This is a genomic window from Streptomyces sp. NPDC007917 (genome assembly GCF_042959105.1).
Classification (GTDB): domain Bacteria; phylum Actinomycetota; class Actinomycetes; order Streptomycetales; family Streptomycetaceae; genus Streptomyces.
Genome location: NZ_JBIBKK010000005.1, coordinates 370,164 through 386,494, shown reverse-complemented (window position 1 = coordinate 386,494; position 16,331 = coordinate 370,164). Strand labels below are relative to the sequence as shown.

The window sequence follows — 16,331 nt, the reverse complement described above, 5'->3', positions numbered from 1 at the left end:
GGAGCCCCACTGAACTCCTCCGCCCCGTATTCGCTCTAACGGGGGACGCGGACGCCCTCCGCCAGCTCACCCGCCAGCTCGCGGACGGCCGTGAGCCCCGTCTCCGGGTCCTCGGCGTCCATCATCCGCCGCACGAACGCCGTCCCGACGATGACGCCGTCCGCGTACTCGGCCACCTCGGCGGCCTGCCCGGCGGTGGACACCCCGAGCCCCACGCACACCGGCAGGTCGGTCGTCGCGCGGGTCCGCTCCACCAGCCCCCGCGCCCCCTCCCCCACCGAATCGCGGGTACCGGTCACCCCCATGACCGAGGCCGCGTACACAAAGCCGCTGCCCGCCGCGGTGATCCTCGCGAGCCGCTCGTCGCCGGTGCTCTGCGCCACCACGAACACCGTGGCGAGCCCGTGCTGCTCGGCGGCCTTCCGCCATCCCTCCGACTCCTGGACGGGCAGGTCCGGCAGGATGCACCCCGCGCCGCCCACCGCGGCCAGATCGGCCGCGAACCGCTCGGGCCCGTACCGGTCCACCGGGTTCCAGTACGTCATGCACAGGACGGGCGCCCCGGTCCGCTGGTGCACCTCGCCGACCGTACGGATCACATCGCGGATGCGAACGCCGCCCCGCAGCGCGATGTCGTCGGCGGTCTGGATGACCGGGCCGTCCAGCACCGGGTCGCTGTAGGGCAGACCGACCTCGATCACATCGCAGCCGCCCTCGACCATCGCCGTCATCGCCCGCACCCCGTCGTCGACGGTCGGGTAACCGGCGGGCCAATAGCCGATGAGCGCGGCACGCCCCTCCGCCTTGGCCTTGGCCAGCACGGATCCCAGCAGCTCTGCGCTCATCACTTCTCTCCCTCGTAGAGCCCGAAGTACCGCGCGGCCGTGTCCATGTCCTTGTCGCCACGGCCCGACAGATTGACCAGCACCAGCGCGTCGCCGCCCAGCTCACGCCCCAGCTCGAGCGCCCCCGCCAGGGCGTGCGCGCTCTCGATCGCCGGGATGATCCCCTCGGTCCGCGACAGCAGCCGCAACGCCTGCATCGCGGCGTCATCGGTGACCGCCCGGTACTCGGCCCGCCCCGTGTCCTTCAAATACGCGTGCTCCGGCCCGACCCCCGGGTAGTCCAGACCCGCCGAGATCGAGTACGGCTCCAGGATCTGCCCGTCCTCGTCCTGCAGCACATACGACCGGGAACCGTGCAGAATCCCCGGCTCCCCCTTGGTCAGCGTGGCCGCGTGCTCCCCGGTCTCCACGCCGTGCCCGGCCGGCTCGAAGCCGAACAGCCGCACGGACTCGTCCTTCAGGAAGGCGTGGAACAGCCCGATCGAGTTCGAACCGCCCCCCACGCACGCCGCGACCGCGTCCGGCAGCCGCCCGGTCCGCTCCAGGATCTGCCGACGCGCCTCCACGCCGATCACCCGGTGGAAGTCGCGCACCAGCGCCGGGAACGGGTGCGGTCCTGCGGCGGTCCCGAACAGATAGTGCGTACGGTCCACATTGGCCACCCAGTCGCGGAACGCCTCGTTGATCGCGTCCTTGAGCGTCCGGCTGCCGGTCTTCACGGCGACGACCTCGGCGCCCAGGATCCGCATCCGCGCGACATTGAGCGCCTGGCGCTCGGTGTCGATCTCGCCCATGTAGATCACGCACTCGAGCCCGAACAGCGCACATGCGGTGGCCGTCGCCACGCCGTGCTGCCCCGCGCCGGTCTCGGCGACCACCCGGGTCTTGCCCATGCGCTTGGCGAGCAGCGCCTGGCCCAGCACGTTGTTGATCTTGTGCGATCCGGTGTGGTTGAGGTCCTCCCGCTTCAGGAAGATCCGCGCACCGCCCGCGTGCTCCGCGAACCGCGGCACCTCGGTCAGGGCGCTGGGCCGCCCCGTGTAGTTGACCAGCAGATCCTCGAGCTCGGCGGCGAACGACGGGTCGCTCTTCACCTTGTCGTACTCGACGGCGACCTCGTCCACCGCGGCGACCAGCGCCTCGGGGATGAACTGGCCGCCGAACGCGCCGAAATACCCCTCGGCGCTGGGGATGTGACCCTCCGGGTCCGGGACAAAGAAGTCAGACGGCATCTGACGTACTCCTCAGTCGGGGCGCATACCCCACCACTCATAACGGACAAATGACCACGATGATCGCTGCGCGGCGCTGACGCTCTGAACGCTGCAGGGCACCCGGACCGCGCCCGGGACGGGCCGACGCCGGGGTCACCGGCAGGGAGCCGCCGACGAGGCGGGAGGGGGCGGGGGTGCAGGGGTGGCGCCCTGGACGCTTACGCATATGTGTGGCGCCAAGTTCCGGCCAGCGCCACGCTTCGGGTCACCGGCGCCGTAAATATGCGGTCCAGGGTGACAGCCCCGGAGGCCCCGCCCCCGGCACCCACCACGAACGCTCAGCGCACCCCGCGCAACCTCAGCCCGCCACGCACAAGCTCAGCACACCGCGCGCAGCAAGGCACGCGCGCCATCGACGCCCGTTGACCTGCCCGGGCTCGCACCCGATGTGGTAGCGCACGCGCCGCCCCCGCACCCGCCTCGCGGGCGCACGGCAGCCACGGGGACGACACCCCCGGGCCAGGCGCGCGTACGTGTCCATGACGGTCTCAGTCCCGCCCGTGCCGCAGCGCCGGGTGCGCACCCGCCGCGACCAGGTCCGCGACCGCGCCCTTCGGGTCCCGGCCGGTGACCAGCGACTCGCCCACCAGCACGGCGTCCGCGCCGTCGTTCGCGTATGCGATCAGATCGTGCGGGCCGCGTACGCCCGACTCCGCGACCTTCACGATGTGGTCCGGGATCTCCGGCGCGACCCGCGCGAAGGTCCCCCGGTCCACCTGGAGCGTCTTCAGGTTCCGCGCGTTGACGCCGATCACCCGCGCCCCGGCGTCCACCGCCCGCTCGACCTCGTCCTCGTCGTGCACCTCGACCAGCGGCGTCAGCCCGATGGACTCGGCGCGCTCGATGAGCGAGACCAGCGCCGGCTGGTCCAGCGCGGCGACGATCAGCAGGGCGACGTCCGCGCCGTATGCCCGCGCCTCCCACAGCTGGTAGGAGGTGACGATGAAGTCCTTGCGCAGCACCGGGATGTCGACCTTCGCGCGCACGGCCTCCAGGTCGGCCAGCGATCCGCCGAACCGCCGCTGCTCCGTGAGCACGCTGATGACGGCCGCGCCGCCCGCCTCGTAGTCGGCGGCGAGCCCGGCCGGGTCGGCGATCGCGGCGAGCGCGCCCTTGGACGGGCTGGAGCGCTTGACCTCGCAGATCACCTTGACGCTGTCGCCCTTGAGCGCGGCTGCCCCGTCCTTGGCCTGGGGCGCCCTGGCGGCCCGCTCCTTGAGCTCGTCGAGGGTGACGCGCGCCTGCCGCTCCGCGAGGTCGGCACGGACTCCGTCGATGATCTCGTCGAGCACACTCACGCGAGCGGCCCCCTTCCGGACGGGGTTGGAGCTTCTGATCACTACTGGCGCAGCGGGCCTCCACCGGGAGGCGAGCACTTCACCAGGCACTGCGATGGTATCTGGCGGAGGACCGAGGTCTCGCATCCGGTTGACGCGGACCTGCACACTCCGCTGCACCGAAGCCGATACGGAACCAAGGGATCCCTGTGTATTCAACGGTCACGGCGTGAGAAAACTTCCGAAGGGGAGGTTCCGGATAACGGTGAAACCCAGAACCGCCCCACTGAGCACCCACCCGTGCACGGCGCGCAGCGCAACCACCGGCCCGGTCGACGCCACCGCCCCCACCGGCCCCGCCGTACGCCACCGCACGCACTCCACGAACCACCGCAGCCACACCACGGCGAACCCGAGGTAGCCGAGGACGGCGAGCGCATTGCCCCCCAGCGCGGCGAGCGGCTCCCCGTGGGCGACCGCGTACGCGCTGCGCAGCCCGCCGCAGCCGGGGCAGTACAGGCCGGTGAGCCTCAGCAGCGGGCAGGCGGGGTAGTGGCCCGGCTCATTGGGGTCGACGAGCCCGACGAAGGCGAAGGCGGCCAGAACCGCCGCGAGCACGCCCACAGGAGCGCCCAGCCGACGCACCAACGACGGAACGTCCGACGGCGCGGGTGTTTCCTCGGTCACATCGCCGAGTCTCCGCGCGGATACGCGAAGGCGCAGCTCAGGATCCGCGCACCTGCCTCCGTACGGCTGTACCGCTGTACCGCTGTACCGCTGTACGTGCCGTACGGCGGCGGCCGTACGCCCGGACCCCGCGCCGCGCCTCGAAACGAACCAGGCGGACAAAGGCGGCGGATCAGGCGGGTCGCCTCAGCCCCGCCCCACACGCCCCACCCCGCCCCGGGCTACTGCTGCGCCTGCGCCTGGGCCGCCGACTGCACCTGCGGCTGGCGCTTCGGCGCCTGCCCGAGACCGGCCGCGCGCATCGCCGCGCCGACGACACCGCCGAGGGCCACCACGACCAAGCCCGCCCAGAAGCCGATCGGGTTGGCCAGCACGACGAACGCACTGGAGATGCAGAAGCCGATGAAGGCGATGGTGACGCCGGTCCAGGCGGCCGGGGTGTGTCCGTGGTTGTTACCCGCCATGAATACTCCTCGTTGCTCTACTGCCCCCGGGTCCCGGGCGCGCGGGGCGAACGCTCCCACGTCATTGTCCCCGACGCGCGAAGCCGCCTTGAGCGGGGGGTGCCGCTCGGACCGGCCCGCCGGGCCGGTCCCGTCGGACCGCTCAAGCCGCAGCCGGTCCATGGGGACCGCTCAGGCGGGGCAGACCCGAAAACCGCTCAGGCCTCGCGGCCCGCCGACCCCTCCGTCGGGTCCTCGCCCCGGTCAAGGGCCTTCCACAGCTCCTCGGGCCGCTCCGGATCCCCGGCGGGCCCGCCCCGCCGCACCCGCGCCCCCGCGCCGCGGCTCTTCCCGCCGCCCCCCGCGCGCTCGTAGCGGCCGGACATGGCGGGCCAGTGGCGGCCGTAGCCCAGCGCGAGCAGCCCGGCGAGCAACAGCAGCAGCCCGCCCACCATGGCGACCCAGGGCCATGGGGTGTACGCGACGTCGTGGATGGCGCTGTCGGCCAGGCCGGTCGCCTGGGACGCCTTCTCCTCGAGCGCCGCCTTGTCGGACGCGCCCAGCGCCGAGCTGACCACGATCCCCGCCCCGCTGAGGGCCAGCAGCCCGGAGACGACCCAGCGCCCGAGGCGGTTGACGGCGAACACCGCGACGAGCGCGGCAAGGCCGACGACCGCGAGCGCTCCGGGCAGCCCGGTGATGTCGTCACCGTCGGCATGCTGCTGCAGGGTGCCCTTGGCGACCGCGGCCGTGCCCTTGGCCCAGGTGCGGCTGGTGGCCAGCAGCACGAGCGCGGCGCCGAGCGCGCCGGACAGCAGGGCGACGCCGAGGCTGCGTCTGCGGCTGCGCGCGGCGGAGGCGGTGGGCTCGTGATGGGCCCGGGGCTGGGGTACGGCTGCTGCACTCACGCGTACCACTATCCCCCACCGGTCGGACAAGCCCGCCGCGGGGATACGGTATGCCTGATTCGACGCCGGAAACCCGGAACGTCAGATGCCCGGAACCCGCATCTTCACGACGCCGGAAACCCCGAACGTCAGCCCCGCTCCAGCCGCCCCGCCGTGTGCACGGCCCGCAGCACCGCCGCCGCCTTGTTCCGGCACTCCGCGTCCTCCGCCACCGGGTCGGAGTCGGCGACGATGCCCGCGCCGGCCTGGACGTACGCGGTCCCGTCCCGCAGCAGCGCCGTACGGATGGCGATCGCGGTGTCGGAGTCGCCCGCGAAGTCGAGATAGCCGACGCACCCCCCGTACAGGCCGCGGCGGCTCGGCTCGAGCTCCTCGATGATCTGCATGGCGCGCGGCTTGGGGGCGCCGGAGAGGGTACCGGCGGGGAAGCAGGCGGTGAGCACGTCGAAGGCCGTACGGCCCTCGGCGAGCCGGCCGGTCACGGTGGAGACGATGTGCATGACGTGGCTGTAGCGCTCGACCGACATGAAGTCGACGACCTCGACGCTGCCCGGCTCGCAGACCCGGCCGAGGTCATTGCGCCCGAGGTCGACGAGCATGAGGTGCTCGGCGCGCTCCTTGGGGTCGGCGAGGAGTTCGTCGGCGAGGGCGGCGTCCTCCTGCGGGGTGGCGCCGCGCGGGCGCGTACCGGCGATCGGGTGCACCATCGCCCGCCCGTCCTCGACCTTGACCAGCGCCTCGGGGCTGGACCCCACGACGTCGAACCCGTCGAAGCGGAAGAGGTACATGTACGGGCTCGGGTTGGTGGCCCGCAGCACGCGGTAGACGTCCAGGGCGCTGGCCGCGCAGGGCGTCTCGAACCGCTGGGAGGGCACGACCTGGAAGGCCTCGCCCGCGCGGATGCGCTCCTTGATGTCCTCCACGGCCGCCATGAAGTCCGGCCCGCCCCACAGGGCGGTGTACTCGGGGAGCTCGGAGGCCGGCAGGGCGGTGGGGTCCGTGGGGACGGGGCGGGCCAGGTCGGCGGCCATCGCGTCGAGCCGCGCCACGGCGTCCGCGTACGCCTCGTCGACGCCCGTGTCGAGGTCGTTGTGGTTGATCGCGTTGGCGATCAGCAGGACCGTGCCGTCCCAGTGGTCGAGCACGGCGAGATCCGAGGTGAGCAGCATGGTCAGCTCGGGCAGCCGCAGATCGTCCCGGCCGCTCTCGCCGATCTTCTCCAGGCGGCGCACGATGTCGTAGCCGAGGTAGCCGACCATGCCGCCGGTGAACGGCGGCAGATGGACCAGCCCCCCGAGGTCGCGGGGGGTGTGCAGGGTTTCGATGGTCGCGCGCAGCGCCTGCAGCGGGTCGCCCTCGGAGGGGACGCCGACGGGCGGGGTGCCCAGCCAGTGCGCCTGGCCGTCACGCTCGGTGAGGGCGGCGGCGCTGCGTACGCCGATGAAGGAGTAGCGCGACCAGGACCGGCCGTTCTCGGCGGACTCCAGGAGGAAGGTGCCGGGGCGCTCGGCGGCCAGCTTGCGGTAGAGCCCGACCGGGGTGTCGCCGTCCGCGAGCAGCCGCCGCGTGACGGGGATGACGCGGCGGTCGGCCGCCAGCTTGCGGAAGGTCTCGAGGTCCATCGTGTGCGCACCCTGGGTCATGGCTGGCGAGCCTACTGGCCGAGTGGGAGGACGTCGGAATCGAAGCAGGTGCGGTCGCCGGTGTGGCAGGCCGCGCCGACCTGGTCGACCTTGACCAGGACGGTGTCGGCGTCGCAGTCGAGGGCCACGGACTTGACCAGCTGGATGTGCCCGGAGGTGTCGCCCTTGACCCAGTACTCCTGGCGGCTGCGGCTCCAGTAGGTGCAGCGGCCGGTGGTGAGGGTGCGGTGCAGCGCCTCGTCGTCCATCCAGCCGAGCATCAGCACCTCGCCGGTGTCGTACTGCTGGGCGATGGCGGGGACGAGGCCGTCGGCGTCGCGCTTGAGGCGGGCGGCGAGGGCCGGGTCGAGGGCGGAGGGGCGGTCGGAGCCGGTCATGCGACCATTCTGCACTCCTGAAGCCGGGAGGTGATTCCGCGCTCCCCGTGGCCGAGCGGGCCGGGGTCGAGCCGGGCCGGGCCGGGGTCGAGCCGGGGCGGGCCGGGGCCGGGGATGCCGCGGAGCCCGATGGCTCGGTTGTCGGTGGCATGGGGCATGCTTCGGGCATGACGTTTCCCCCGCCGCCGAACGATTCCAACCGGCCTGGAAACGGCGGGGGGTTCGGGCCACCGCCGGAGCAAGGTTTCGGGCCGCCGCCCGAGCAGGGCCAGGGACAGGGCTTCGGACCGCCTCCGGAGCAGGGCTTCGGGCCGCCCACGCAGCCCGGCCTGCCCGCCCCGCAGGGACAGCTGCCGCCGGCGGGCGGCTTCGGGCCGCCCACCGGCGCCCTGCCTCCCGGTCCGCTGCCTTCCGGCGCGCTCCCGCCCGGCGCCTTTCCCCCCGGCCCCCTGCCGCCCCCGCCACCGCCGGGCCGTGGCTCGGGCGGGGCGAGGACCGCGGCGATCGCGATCGCCGCGGCGGTGGCGGGCGCGCTGGTCATCGGCGGCATCCTCATCGGCACCCGCGACGACGACAGCAAGAGCGAGGCATCCGCAGACAAGACGGCACAGCCGTCGGCGGACGCGAAGTCGTCGGACTCCCCCTCGCCCTCGGCCTCCGCGTCGGCGTCCGCCTCCGAGGGAGGGTCCGGTTCGGCCGACCCCGGGCAGGGCGCGCCGCTGGGCGGCGGCAGCGACGTCCCCGACGGTGGTACGACCCCCTCGGCCTCCGCGTCCGGGGACCCCGGCGACCTGGTGCCGTATGTGGTGCTCAAGCCCGGCGAGTGCTTCGACCACCCCATGCTCGACACCAGCGTGACGAAGGTCGAGAAGCGGGGGTGCAACGGTCCGCACGACGGTGAGGTGGTCGCCAACGAGACGCTGACCGGGGACTTCTCCACCGAGAAGGACATCCAGGCCAAGGCGCTCTCACTGTGCGAGACGGACGCCAAGAAGCGGCTGAAGTCCATACCGAACGACGGTCGGATGTATTACTACTACGCGCTCTATCCGGCGCTGGGCACCTACCGGATCCGGGGCGAGGACCAGGTCTCCTGCTCGCTGACGCTCAGCTCGGGCCCGGGTGGCAAGAAGCTGACCAAGCCGCTTCCGGGGTGACGGGGCGCAAGGCTGACGGGGCACAAGGCCGACCTGGACGCGAGGGCAATCGGCACCGCGGCGGCCCGGCGCCAGTGGCGGGGGCCGGACGGCGGTCGTAGGGTGGGCGGTATGTCCACTCACGCGAGGCGCGAACGGCTGCTCCTGGCCGATCTGTTGGAGACCGCGGGCCCCGATGCCCCGACGCTGTGCGAGGGCTGGACCACCCATGACCTGGCCGCCCATCTGGTGGTCCGTGAGCGCCGCGCGGACGCGGCCGCCGGTCTGCTGCTCAAGCCGCTGGCCGGGCGGCTGGACCGGGTCCAGGCGGAGTTCGCCGCGAAGCCGTACGGGGAGCTGATCCGGCTCTTCCGCGAGGGCCCGCCGCGGATGTCGCCGTTCGCCGTCAAGCAGGTGGACGAGGCGGCCAACACCGTCGAGTTCTACGTCCACGCCGAGGACGTCCGCCGGGCCCAGCCGGACTGGCAGCCGCGCGAGATCGACCCGGTCTTCGCCGACGCGCTGTGGTCCCGGATCGAGCGGATCGCCAAGGCGATCGGCCGCAAGTCCCCGGTCGGCCTGGTGCTGCGCCGCCCGGACGGCCGTACGGCGGTGGCGCACCGCGGCACCCCGGTGGTGACGGCCACCGCGGACCCGGGCGAGCTGGCGGTCTTCGTGTTCGGCCGCCAGGACGCCGCCCGGGTCGAGTTGGAGGGCGAGAAGGAAGCGGTGGCCAAGCTCCAGGCCGCCAAGCTCGGCATCTGAGCCGGCGTCCGACGGAGCGCCCGGCGGAGCATCGGCACACCACCCCCTCATCTCACCTCACCTCACCTCACAGCGGTCATCACAGCGCCCGCGCCCGGTTCACCGCGGCCAGTACCGCGCGCACCGAGGCGGTGAGCACGGAGGTGTCCTGACCGGCGCCCCACCGCGTGGTGCCACCGACGCGGCATTCGGCATAGGCCATGGCGGGACTGCCGGGCCCGGCGGCGGTCGCGTGCTCGGCGTAGTGGAGGATGTCCACGGCGATCCCGGCGCCGGCCAGGGCGTCGGCGAAGGCGGACAGCGGCCCGTTGCCCGTGCCCTCGTACACACACTTGTCGTCGCCCATGTGCAGCTCGCAGACGAAGCGGTGCCGGCCGGGGCCGGTCTCCTCGGCCGTCCACGCCCCGAGGGTGACCGGACCGTCGTCGTGGCCGGGGGCGAGATACGAGGCGCGGAACAGCTCCCACAGGTCCTCGGCCGCGGCCTCCCGGCCGCTGTCGTCGGTGGCGGCCTGCACGATGCGGGAGAAGTCGGCGCGCAGCCGCTTCGGCAGGTCCAGGCCGTAGTGCGCCTGGAGCAGATGGGCGATGCCGCCCTTGCCCGACTGGCTGTTGACGCGGATGACGGCCTCGTAGCTGCGCCCCACGTCGGCCGGGTCGATCGGCAGATACGGCACCGCCCACGGCGCCTGCCCCTCCGGCACCCCGGACTCGGCGGCCCGCCGGGCGTGCTCGGCCAGCCCCTTGCTGATGGCGTCCTGGTGGGTGCCGGAGAAGGCGGTGTAGACCAGCTCGCCGCCGTAGGGGTGGCGGGGGTGGACCGGCAGCCGGTTGCAGTGCTCGACGGTGTCGCGGATCGCGTCGACATCGGAGAAGTCGATCATCGGGTCCACGCCCTGGGCGTAGAGGTTCAGGGCGAGGGTGACCAGGTCCACATTGCCCGTCCGCTCGCCGTTGCCGAACAGACAGCCCTCGACGCGCTGGGCGCCCGCCAGCACGGCCAGCTCCGCGCAGGCGACCCCGGTGCCCCGGTCGTTGTGCGGGTGCACGGAGAGGACGACGTCCGAGCGCCGCTCCAGGTGGCGGTGCATGTACTCGATCTGGTCGGCGTACACGTTGGGGGTGGCGCACTCGACGGTGGCGGGCAGGTTGTGGATCACCGGCCGCTCGGGGCAGGCGTCCCACAGCTCGGTGAGGCCGTTGCAGACCTCCAGCACGAAGTCGGGTTCGGTGAGGTTGAAGACCTCCGGGGAGAACTGGAACCGGATGTTCTCGGGGCGCGCCTCGGCGAGCCGGGCCAGCTGCCCGGCGGCGTCCCGGATCATCCCGTACACCTCGGTACGGTCGCGGCCGAGCACCACCTCGCGCCAGACGGGGGCGGTGGCGGTGTACAGGTGCACCACCGAGCGGGGCAGGCCCTCGATGGCGGCGAACGTCCGCTCGATCAGGTCGCGGCGGGCCGGGGTGAAGACCACCACGGTCACATCGGCGGGGACCGCGTCGCTCTCCGCGAGGTGGCGTACGAAGTCGAAGTCGGTCTGACTCGCGGAGGGGTAGCCCACCTCGATCTCCTTGAATCCCATCGCCACCAGGAGGTCGAACATCCGGCGCTTGCGCGGGGTGTCCATCGGCTCGGCCAGGGCCTGGTTGCCGTCGCGCAGATCCACCGGCACCCACAGCGGGGCCCGTTCGATCCGGCGCCCCGGCCAGGCGCGGTCGTCGGTCAGCGGCACCGCGACCCTGTCGTACACGGACCGGTAGCGGTGGTACGGCATGGCGCTGGGGCGCTGCGGGTTCCAGGAGGGGGCGTCGGCGGGGAGGGGCCCGTGCGGGGTGCGGAGCGCCGGGGGCGCGGGGGTGTGGTGCTGGATAAGCTCGTCGTACTGAACAGCCATAAGGCCGGGATGTCCTTCGCTCGATCGGGGTCGACCGGCAAGCACGGCACTCCGCGGCGGGGTGCCGGTCCGGTCAGGCCCCGCCGCGGCAGCCGAGAAGAAGGAGTCCGCGCAGCGACATGCGGGATAGGCTAGCCACATGTCAGGTCCTCAGACAAGCTGAGAACTTGCGGAGTTGGCGACGACGAGACGACGCCCACGCCCCCAACTCTCCAGACGCACCCCGAAAGGTGAACCGGATGCCGCTGGCCGCCCTCCGCCCCACCCCCCTGATCGAACAGGCGGCCGCACGGCTGCGCGAGGAGATCACCGGAGGCCACTGGCCGGTCGGCACCCGGCTCCCCGGCGAGACCACCCTGGCCAAGACCCTGGGCGTGGGCCGCTCCACCGTGCGCGAGGCGGTCCGCGTCCTGGCGGGCGCGGGGCTGGTGCGGGCCCGTCAGGGCTCCGGCGTCTTCGTCGTCGCCACCGAGCCCGCCGAGGACTGGCCCGCCCGGCTGCGCCGCGCGGCCGTCACCGATGTCTTCGAGGTGCGCATGCTGGTCGAGGTCCAGGCCGCCCGCCTGGCCGCGCTGCGCCGCACCGACGCCGACCTCACCACTCTGAACGCGGCGCTGGACGCCCGGAGCGCCGCCGCCGCGGGCGACGACGCCGCGTTCGTGGACGCGGACATCGCGCTGCACGCGGCGGTGGTCGGCGCCGCGCACAACCCCGTACTCACCGATCTGTTCGCCGAGTTCGTCCCCCGGCTGCGACAGGCCCTGATCGACCTGGTGGACCTGCTCGCCCTGCGCACCGGGGCGACCGGGACGCCGAACCCGGGCGACGAGGCCCACTCCGCCCTGGTCCGTGCCGTCGAGCGGGGCGACGCGGATACGGCGGGCCGTGTGCTCCAGGCCGAGCTGGAGCAGACCCTGACCCGGCTGCGCGACGGCGACGGCCACCTCGACTGAGCGACACCGCGCTGACGTGACGAATCGAGGCTGACTTTGCCCGGCCGCAGCCGGAGTGATGTCATCCGATTCGGCTAGCATGCGTTTCTATTCGCGATGTGGTGCGGCGAGCCAGGGGAAGGACGGCCGCAGCGCCGGGCGCGCTGATGTCCTCTTCGGGAGGTAACGGGGAAATGTCGTTCGACAGCGAGTGGTCTCAGCTCAAAGCGGACGCGGCCGGGCAGCAGAGCGCCCATACGCGACTCAACCAGCTTGCCGGGGCCGGGGCGGACAAGGAGGGCGTGGCGTCGTCCATGCGGTCGGCCAAGGCGCTGAGCGACCACAAGAAGAGTCACGCGAACGACGACGAGCTGATCGCGGCCTCGTTGCGACACCGGGACGGCTCGGCCGTGAGCGTTTCCGAGATATCCAAGACGGTGAAGTAGCGGAAACGGGGGAATGACGATGGGGACTCTCACTTACACGGATCTCGTCGGGGTCGATCTGGGAAAGCTCAATACCGCGGTCACGGACTGGAAGTCCGTTGTCGATGGTTTGAAGAAGCTGATGAGTGATGCGCGTTCGGGCCTGCTGAAGAAGTCGGAGGATGCGCGGTGGGATGGGCTCAACGCGACCGTCACGCGTGAATTCGTCAGCAAGACCGCGAAAGAATTCGAGGACCTGTACAAGGAGGCCAGCAGCATCTATGCCATCCTGGACGACGCGCACTCCCAGCTGACGATGATTCAGTCCAAAGTCAAGTCGCTCGTCGCAAGCGCGCAGGACGACGGGTTCAGGGTCTCCGACAACTCCGACGGCACCGTGCGTTTCGATGAGTCCGGGGACGGCGGGTCGCGGTGGTCACTGGACTCCCCGACGTCGTACTCCGAAGCCGTCAATCATGAAATTCGCCGGGCCGTCACGACCGACCTCCTGGCCAAGCGCGCGCTGGCCAAGATCCACGGCGGAGACCCGTCCGACGCGGGCCACGCCCAATACCACTCTCTGCTGGACGTATAACAGGGAAGTCGTGACGGTGGAGCCCGGTGGCCATGGGAAGCCCAAGGTGTCCGCACGCGCACGACCGGAGGGGCCGGTGCATGGCGTTCTTGGCCAGCTCAGCCGCTTCCGCCCCTCGATGTCGCGGTGGTCGATCCGCTGCTCCTGGGGCCCGGCCGCCGCCCGGCCGAAGGTGATCCTCGAATCGGAATTCATCGCGTACGGGGAGGAAAGAGGGACCTTCGCATTCTCCGAGCCCGTGGAACCCGGCGCAGCCGGACGGCGTCACGCGACAGCCCATCCCGCACCGGCCAAGAACATTACGGGCGAACCACCGGATCGATCAGCAATCGAACCCCGCTGACGAATCGAGGCTGACTTTGCCCGACCGCAGCCGGAGTGATGTCATCCGATTCAGCTAGCATGCGTTTTCATTCGCGATGTGGTGCGGCGGGCCAGGGAAGAAACGGCCGCGGCACCGTACGCGCTGATGTTCTCTACGAGAGGTAACGGGGAAATGTCGTTCGACAGCGAGTGGTCTCAGCTCAAGGCGGACGCGGCCGGGCAGCAGAGCGCCCATACGCGACTCAACCAGCTTGCCGCGACCGGCGGGGGCGGCGGGGGCGGCGGGGGCGAGGACGGCGGCAAGGCCTCCGATCTCATCGTTCATCAGGACGACTTGGGCGCCGTGGGGCACGAGGCCTTCGTCCTGCACGGGCAGCTGCAGAAGGCGGCCGACATCGCCGGAGCCGGGGCGGGCGAGGACGGCGTGGGGTCGTCCATGCAGTCGGCCAAGGCGCTGAGCGACCACAACTTCACCATGGGCGATGAGCTGAGCACGACGGTGTCCGTCTGGACTTCCCAGGTGAACACCATGCTGCAGATGTGCGCCCATATCTCCAATCACCTGGACTACTCGAAGAAGAGTCACGCGAAAGACGACGAGCTGATCGCGGCCTCGTTCCGAAACCGGGACGGCTCGGCCGTCAGCGTTTCCGAGATATCCAAGATCGTGAAGTAGCGGAAACGGGGGAATGACAATGGGGACCCTCACTTACAGGGATATCGTCGAGCTCGATCTGGGAACGGTCCTGATCGCGACCATGGACTGGAAGTCGGTTGTCGATGGTTTGAAGAAGCTGACGAGCGATGCGCGTTCGGGCCTGCTGAAGAAGTCGGAGGGTGCGCGGTGGGATGGGCTCAACGCGACCGTCACGCGTGAATTCGTCCGCAAGACCGCGAAAGAGCTCGAGGACCTGTACAAGGAGGCCAGCAGCATCTCGGCCATCCTGGACGACGCGTATGACCAGCTGACTGCGATTCAGGACAAGGTCAATCGGACCGTCAATGACGCGAAGGTCCACGGGTTCAAGGTCTCCGTCAGCTCCGACGGCACCGTGCATTTCGATGTTCCTGAGGGTGACGATTCGCGGTTGGCGCAGGTCAACAAGCGGTTGTATGGCGATTCTGTCAATCAAGAAATTCGCCGGGCCGTCACGACCGACCATCTGGTCAAGCGCGCACTGGCCAAGGTCCACGGCGGAGACCCGTCCGACGCGGGCCACGCCCAGTACCACGGTCTGCGGGAGATAACAGGAAAGCCGTGACGGCGGAGCCCGGTGGCCATGGGGTGGTCGGGGCGCACGACCCTGCGCCCTCCCACCCTGCGCCTACGCGACGGCCGCCCCCTGATGACCGGTTGGCCTGGTTATAGCGAGATCGCGTTCTTGGCCCGCTCGACCGAGGCCTCGGAGGCCGGCCCGCCCGGATTCTCCGTGGCCAGCGCCTGGTTGAGCGCGACGAACGGCCGCATGCGCCGCTCGTACTGGTCGTACGCCGCGCGGTGGTCGCCCTCCGCCCGGCCCAGCGCGTCGGCCAGTACGTAGGCGCCCACCAGGGCCAGGCTGGTGCCCTGGCCCGACAGCGGGGACGCGCAGTAGCCCGCGTCGCCGAGCAGCGCCACCCGGCCGTGCGACCAGCGCTCCATTCGGATCTGCGCCATCGCGTCCGAGTAGAAGTCGGGCGCCTCCCGCATCGCCTTGAGCATCCTCGGCGCCTCCCAGGGGACGGCGCTCATCCGGTCGGCGACCACCCGCTTCCGCCCCTCGACGTCGCGGTGGTCACCCCCCTGGTCCGAGGGCCCGGCGGCCCAGCCGAAGGTGATCCTCAGCTCGGAGTTGTCGCGTACGGGGTAGACGCCGTATCCGGCGGTGCCGTCCCTGAGCCACAGCTGCCAGTCCTCCAGGCCCAGGAAGTTGTCCGCGCGGAAGATCGCCACATGCATCCCGAGGTGGTGCGCGAACTCCTCCTCGGGGCCGAAGACCAGGCCGCGCACGGTCGAGTGCTGCCCATCGGCGCCGACCACCAGGTCGAACGTACGCGACCGCCCGCTCTCGAACTGCACGCGCACGCCGTGCTCGTCCTGGCGGAGGGCCGCGATGCCGTCCCCGAAGAGATACTCCACGCCGTCGCGGGTCCGCTCGTACAGCAGCCCCGTGAGGTCCTCGCGCAGCAGCTCGATGTCGTCGCTGTCGAGCCGGCCGCTGCTGTACGTCTTGTCGGTGGACCGCTCGGTCTCGTTGCCGACGCCGGCCACGACCGTGCCGACTCGGGGGCGCGCCTCGACGAGTCCTACCCCGCCGACCCTCCCACCGACTGGCGCCCCCGCCTGGAACTGGCCGCGCACACCCTGTGGGCCCTCTACCGCAAACACCCCTGGCTGGCCCAGACCGGCCCCCTCACCCGCCCCCTGCTGCTGCCCAACCTGATGGTCCACGCCGAATGGGTGCTCGCCACCCTCGACGGCCACGGCCTCGACCCGAAAACCGTCCTCGACCTGCACGTCCTGCTCTACAGCTACATCCAGGGCATCGCCGTCCACCTGGAGCAGGAGGCCCAGGCCGAGGCCGCGACGGGCCTGTCGGAGGACGAGTGGATGGACCGCCAGTCCCAGGCCCTCCAGGCGATCACCGCCTCCCCCCGCTACCCGGCGTTCACCCGCCTCACCGCCTCCCTCTCCGACGGCTACGACCTCCGCCTCGACGAACTCTTCGAACTCGGCCTCGGCACGCTGCTCGACGGCGTCGCGGTCATCATCAAGGGCCGTTAGGCGCCGCGCCATGTTCGGCAACACCGCCGTGTAGCTTGACCG

The 16,331-nt window shown here is 71.5% G+C and carries 20 protein-coding genes; 8 read left to right on the top strand and 12 right to left on the bottom strand.

Translation table 11 applies throughout. From position 1 onward, the window contains the following. Positions 1 to 35 precede the first annotated feature (35 nt). From trpA to ACFZDL_RS12120, 10 genes are all read right to left on the bottom strand, one after another. The gene (trpA, locus tag ACFZDL_RS12165; RefSeq protein WP_353592960.1) at positions 36 to 845 is read right to left on the bottom strand and encodes a tryptophan synthase subunit alpha; all 810 of its coding nucleotides are present in this window, start codon (positions 843 to 845) and stop codon (positions 36 to 38) included. Further along, positions 845 to 2,077, bottom strand: coding sequence for a tryptophan synthase subunit beta (gene trpB / locus ACFZDL_RS12160; RefSeq protein WP_353592959.1), 1,233 nt, complete (start codon positions 2,075 to 2,077; stop codon positions 845 to 847). Before trpB ends, trpA begins: the two co-directional genes overlap by 1 nt. Positions 2,078 to 2,417: 340 nt before the next feature. After that, on the bottom strand, positions 2,418 to 2,600 hold the full coding sequence (gene trpM / locus ACFZDL_RS12155) for a tryptophan biosynthesis modulator TrpM (RefSeq protein ID WP_391190994.1): 183 nt from the start codon (positions 2,598 to 2,600) through the stop codon (positions 2,418 to 2,420). Positions 2,601 to 2,607: 7 nt separating this feature from the next. Then, entirely contained in the window at positions 2,608 to 3,417 is an 810-nt protein-coding gene (trpC, locus tag ACFZDL_RS12150; protein ID WP_353592958.1) for an indole-3-glycerol phosphate synthase TrpC, read from the bottom strand. Positions 3,418 to 3,618: 201 nt separating this feature from the next. Beyond that, the gene (locus ACFZDL_RS12145; RefSeq protein WP_391190992.1) at positions 3,619 to 4,083 is read right to left on the bottom strand and encodes a DUF2752 domain-containing protein; all 465 of its coding nucleotides are present in this window, start codon (positions 4,081 to 4,083) and stop codon (positions 3,619 to 3,621) included. A 221-nt stretch (positions 4,084 to 4,304) separates the two neighbouring features. Continuing rightward, on the bottom strand, positions 4,305 to 4,547 hold the full coding sequence (locus tag ACFZDL_RS12140) for an HGxxPAAW family protein (RefSeq protein WP_353592957.1): 243 nt from the start codon (positions 4,545 to 4,547) through the stop codon (positions 4,305 to 4,307). Between the two features lie 197 nt (positions 4,548 to 4,744). Then, positions 4,745 to 5,434, bottom strand: a complete 690-nt coding sequence (locus tag ACFZDL_RS12135) for a TIGR02234 family membrane protein (RefSeq protein ID WP_353592956.1) — start codon at positions 5,432 to 5,434, stop codon at positions 4,745 to 4,747. Positions 5,435 to 5,562: 128 nt separating this feature from the next. After that, the gene (locus ACFZDL_RS12130) at positions 5,563 to 7,077 is read right to left on the bottom strand and encodes an anthranilate synthase component I (protein WP_353592955.1); all 1,515 of its coding nucleotides are present in this window, start codon (positions 7,075 to 7,077) and stop codon (positions 5,563 to 5,565) included. An 11-nt stretch (positions 7,078 to 7,088) separates the two neighbouring features. Beyond that, positions 7,089 to 7,454 (bottom strand): phosphoribosyl-AMP cyclohydrolase, encoded by a 366-nt coding sequence (gene hisI / locus ACFZDL_RS12125; RefSeq protein WP_353592954.1) that lies wholly within the window; start codon positions 7,452 to 7,454, stop codon positions 7,089 to 7,091. After that, the gene (locus tag ACFZDL_RS12120) at positions 7,451 to 7,612 is read right to left on the bottom strand and encodes a hypothetical protein (RefSeq protein WP_353592953.1); all 162 of its coding nucleotides are present in this window, start codon (positions 7,610 to 7,612) and stop codon (positions 7,451 to 7,453) included. Before ACFZDL_RS12120 ends, hisI begins: the two co-directional genes overlap by 4 nt. A gap of 9 nt (positions 7,613 to 7,621) precedes the next feature. Between ACFZDL_RS12120 and ACFZDL_RS12115 the strand changes: the two genes are divergently transcribed. Together ACFZDL_RS12115 and ACFZDL_RS12110 are read left to right on the top strand one after the other, a co-directional pair. Beyond that, positions 7,622 to 8,611, top strand: coding sequence for a hypothetical protein (locus tag ACFZDL_RS12115; RefSeq protein WP_353592952.1), 990 nt, complete (start codon positions 7,622 to 7,624; stop codon positions 8,609 to 8,611). A gap of 111 nt (positions 8,612 to 8,722) precedes the next feature. Beyond that, the gene (locus ACFZDL_RS12110; RefSeq protein ID WP_353592951.1) at positions 8,723 to 9,355 is read left to right on the top strand and encodes a TIGR03085 family metal-binding protein; all 633 of its coding nucleotides are present in this window, start codon (positions 8,723 to 8,725) and stop codon (positions 9,353 to 9,355) included. 79 nt (positions 9,356 to 9,434) lie between these two features. On the opposite strand, the gene leuA is transcribed toward ACFZDL_RS12110, so the two are convergent. Then, complete coding sequence (leuA, locus tag ACFZDL_RS12105; RefSeq protein WP_353592950.1) at positions 9,435 to 11,249, bottom strand: 2-isopropylmalate synthase; 1,815 nt, start codon at positions 11,247 to 11,249, stop codon at positions 9,435 to 9,437. 239 nt (positions 11,250 to 11,488) lie between these two features. On the opposite strand from leuA, the gene ACFZDL_RS12100 reads away from it, so the two are divergent. From ACFZDL_RS12100 to ACFZDL_RS12080, 5 genes are all read left to right on the top strand, one after another. After that, positions 11,489 to 12,202, top strand: a complete 714-nt coding sequence (locus tag ACFZDL_RS12100) for an FCD domain-containing protein (RefSeq protein WP_353592949.1) — start codon at positions 11,489 to 11,491, stop codon at positions 12,200 to 12,202. Between the two features lie 173 nt (positions 12,203 to 12,375). Next, positions 12,376 to 12,627: a hypothetical protein gene (locus tag ACFZDL_RS12095; RefSeq protein ID WP_353592948.1), complete on the top strand. Its 252-nt coding sequence runs from the start codon at positions 12,376 to 12,378 to the stop codon at positions 12,625 to 12,627. Between the two features lie 19 nt (positions 12,628 to 12,646). Beyond that, positions 12,647 to 13,201, top strand: coding sequence for a hypothetical protein (locus tag ACFZDL_RS12090; RefSeq protein WP_353592947.1), 555 nt, complete (start codon positions 12,647 to 12,649; stop codon positions 13,199 to 13,201). Between the two features lie 496 nt (positions 13,202 to 13,697). Further along, positions 13,698 to 14,201, top strand: a complete 504-nt coding sequence (locus tag ACFZDL_RS12085; protein ID WP_353592946.1) for a hypothetical protein — start codon at positions 13,698 to 13,700, stop codon at positions 14,199 to 14,201. 19 nt (positions 14,202 to 14,220) lie between these two features. Continuing rightward, positions 14,221 to 14,787, top strand: coding sequence for a hypothetical protein (locus ACFZDL_RS12080; RefSeq protein WP_353592945.1), 567 nt, complete (start codon positions 14,221 to 14,223; stop codon positions 14,785 to 14,787). 101 nt (positions 14,788 to 14,888) lie between these two features. Here ACFZDL_RS12080 and ACFZDL_RS12075 read toward each other — a convergent pair whose 3' ends face one another. Next, positions 14,889 to 15,644: an FAD-dependent monooxygenase gene (locus tag ACFZDL_RS12075; protein ID WP_353592944.1), complete on the bottom strand. Its 756-nt coding sequence runs from the start codon at positions 15,642 to 15,644 to the stop codon at positions 14,889 to 14,891. Between ACFZDL_RS12075 and ACFZDL_RS12070 the strand changes: the two genes are divergently transcribed. After that, positions 15,594 to 16,289: a TetR/AcrR family transcriptional regulator C-terminal domain-containing protein gene (locus ACFZDL_RS12070; protein WP_353592943.1), complete on the top strand. Its 696-nt coding sequence runs from the start codon at positions 15,594 to 15,596 to the stop codon at positions 16,287 to 16,289. The genes ACFZDL_RS12075 and ACFZDL_RS12070 overlap by 51 nt on opposite strands. Positions 16,290 to 16,331: the final 42 nt, after the last annotated feature.

What these genes read in the sequence shown, in the direction of transcription:
- trpA (WP_353592960.1), bottom strand. Translation starts at nt 845, where the DNA reads ATGAGCGCAGAGCTGCTGGGATCCGTGCTGGCCAAGGCCAAGGCGGAG.
- trpB (WP_353592959.1), bottom strand. Translation starts at nt 2,077, where the DNA reads ATGCCGTCTGACTTCTTTGTCCCGGACCCGGAGGGTCACATCCCCAGC.
- trpM (WP_391190994.1), bottom strand. Translation starts at nt 2,600, where the DNA reads ATGGACACGTACGCGCGCCTGGCCCGGGGGTGTCGTCCCCGTGGCTGC.
- ACFZDL_RS12140 (WP_353592957.1), bottom strand. Translation starts at nt 4,547, where the DNA reads ATGGCGGGTAACAACCACGGACACACCCCGGCCGCCTGGACCGGCGTC.
- ACFZDL_RS12130 (WP_353592955.1), bottom strand. Translation starts at nt 7,077, where the DNA reads ATGACCCAGGGTGCGCACACGATGGACCTCGAGACCTTCCGCAAGCTG.
- hisI (WP_353592954.1), bottom strand. Translation starts at nt 7,454, where the DNA reads ATGACCGGCTCCGACCGCCCCTCCGCCCTCGACCCGGCCCTCGCCGCC.
- ACFZDL_RS12120 (WP_353592953.1), bottom strand. Translation starts at nt 7,612, where the DNA reads ATGCCCCATGCCACCGACAACCGAGCCATCGGGCTCCGCGGCATCCCC.
- ACFZDL_RS12115 (WP_353592952.1), top strand. Translation starts at nt 7,622, where the DNA reads ATGACGTTTCCCCCGCCGCCGAACGATTCCAACCGGCCTGGAAACGGC.
- ACFZDL_RS12110 (WP_353592951.1), top strand. Translation starts at nt 8,723, where the DNA reads ATGTCCACTCACGCGAGGCGCGAACGGCTGCTCCTGGCCGATCTGTTG.
- leuA (WP_353592950.1), bottom strand. Translation starts at nt 11,249, where the DNA reads ATGGCTGTTCAGTACGACGAGCTTATCCAGCACCACACCCCCGCGCCC.
- ACFZDL_RS12100 (WP_353592949.1), top strand. Translation starts at nt 11,489, where the DNA reads ATGCCGCTGGCCGCCCTCCGCCCCACCCCCCTGATCGAACAGGCGGCC.
- ACFZDL_RS12095 (WP_353592948.1), top strand. Translation starts at nt 12,376, where the DNA reads ATGTCGTTCGACAGCGAGTGGTCTCAGCTCAAAGCGGACGCGGCCGGG.
- ACFZDL_RS12090 (WP_353592947.1), top strand. Translation starts at nt 12,647, where the DNA reads ATGGGGACTCTCACTTACACGGATCTCGTCGGGGTCGATCTGGGAAAG.
- ACFZDL_RS12085 (WP_353592946.1), top strand. Translation starts at nt 13,698, where the DNA reads ATGTCGTTCGACAGCGAGTGGTCTCAGCTCAAGGCGGACGCGGCCGGG.
- ACFZDL_RS12080 (WP_353592945.1), top strand. Translation starts at nt 14,221, where the DNA reads ATGGGGACCCTCACTTACAGGGATATCGTCGAGCTCGATCTGGGAACG.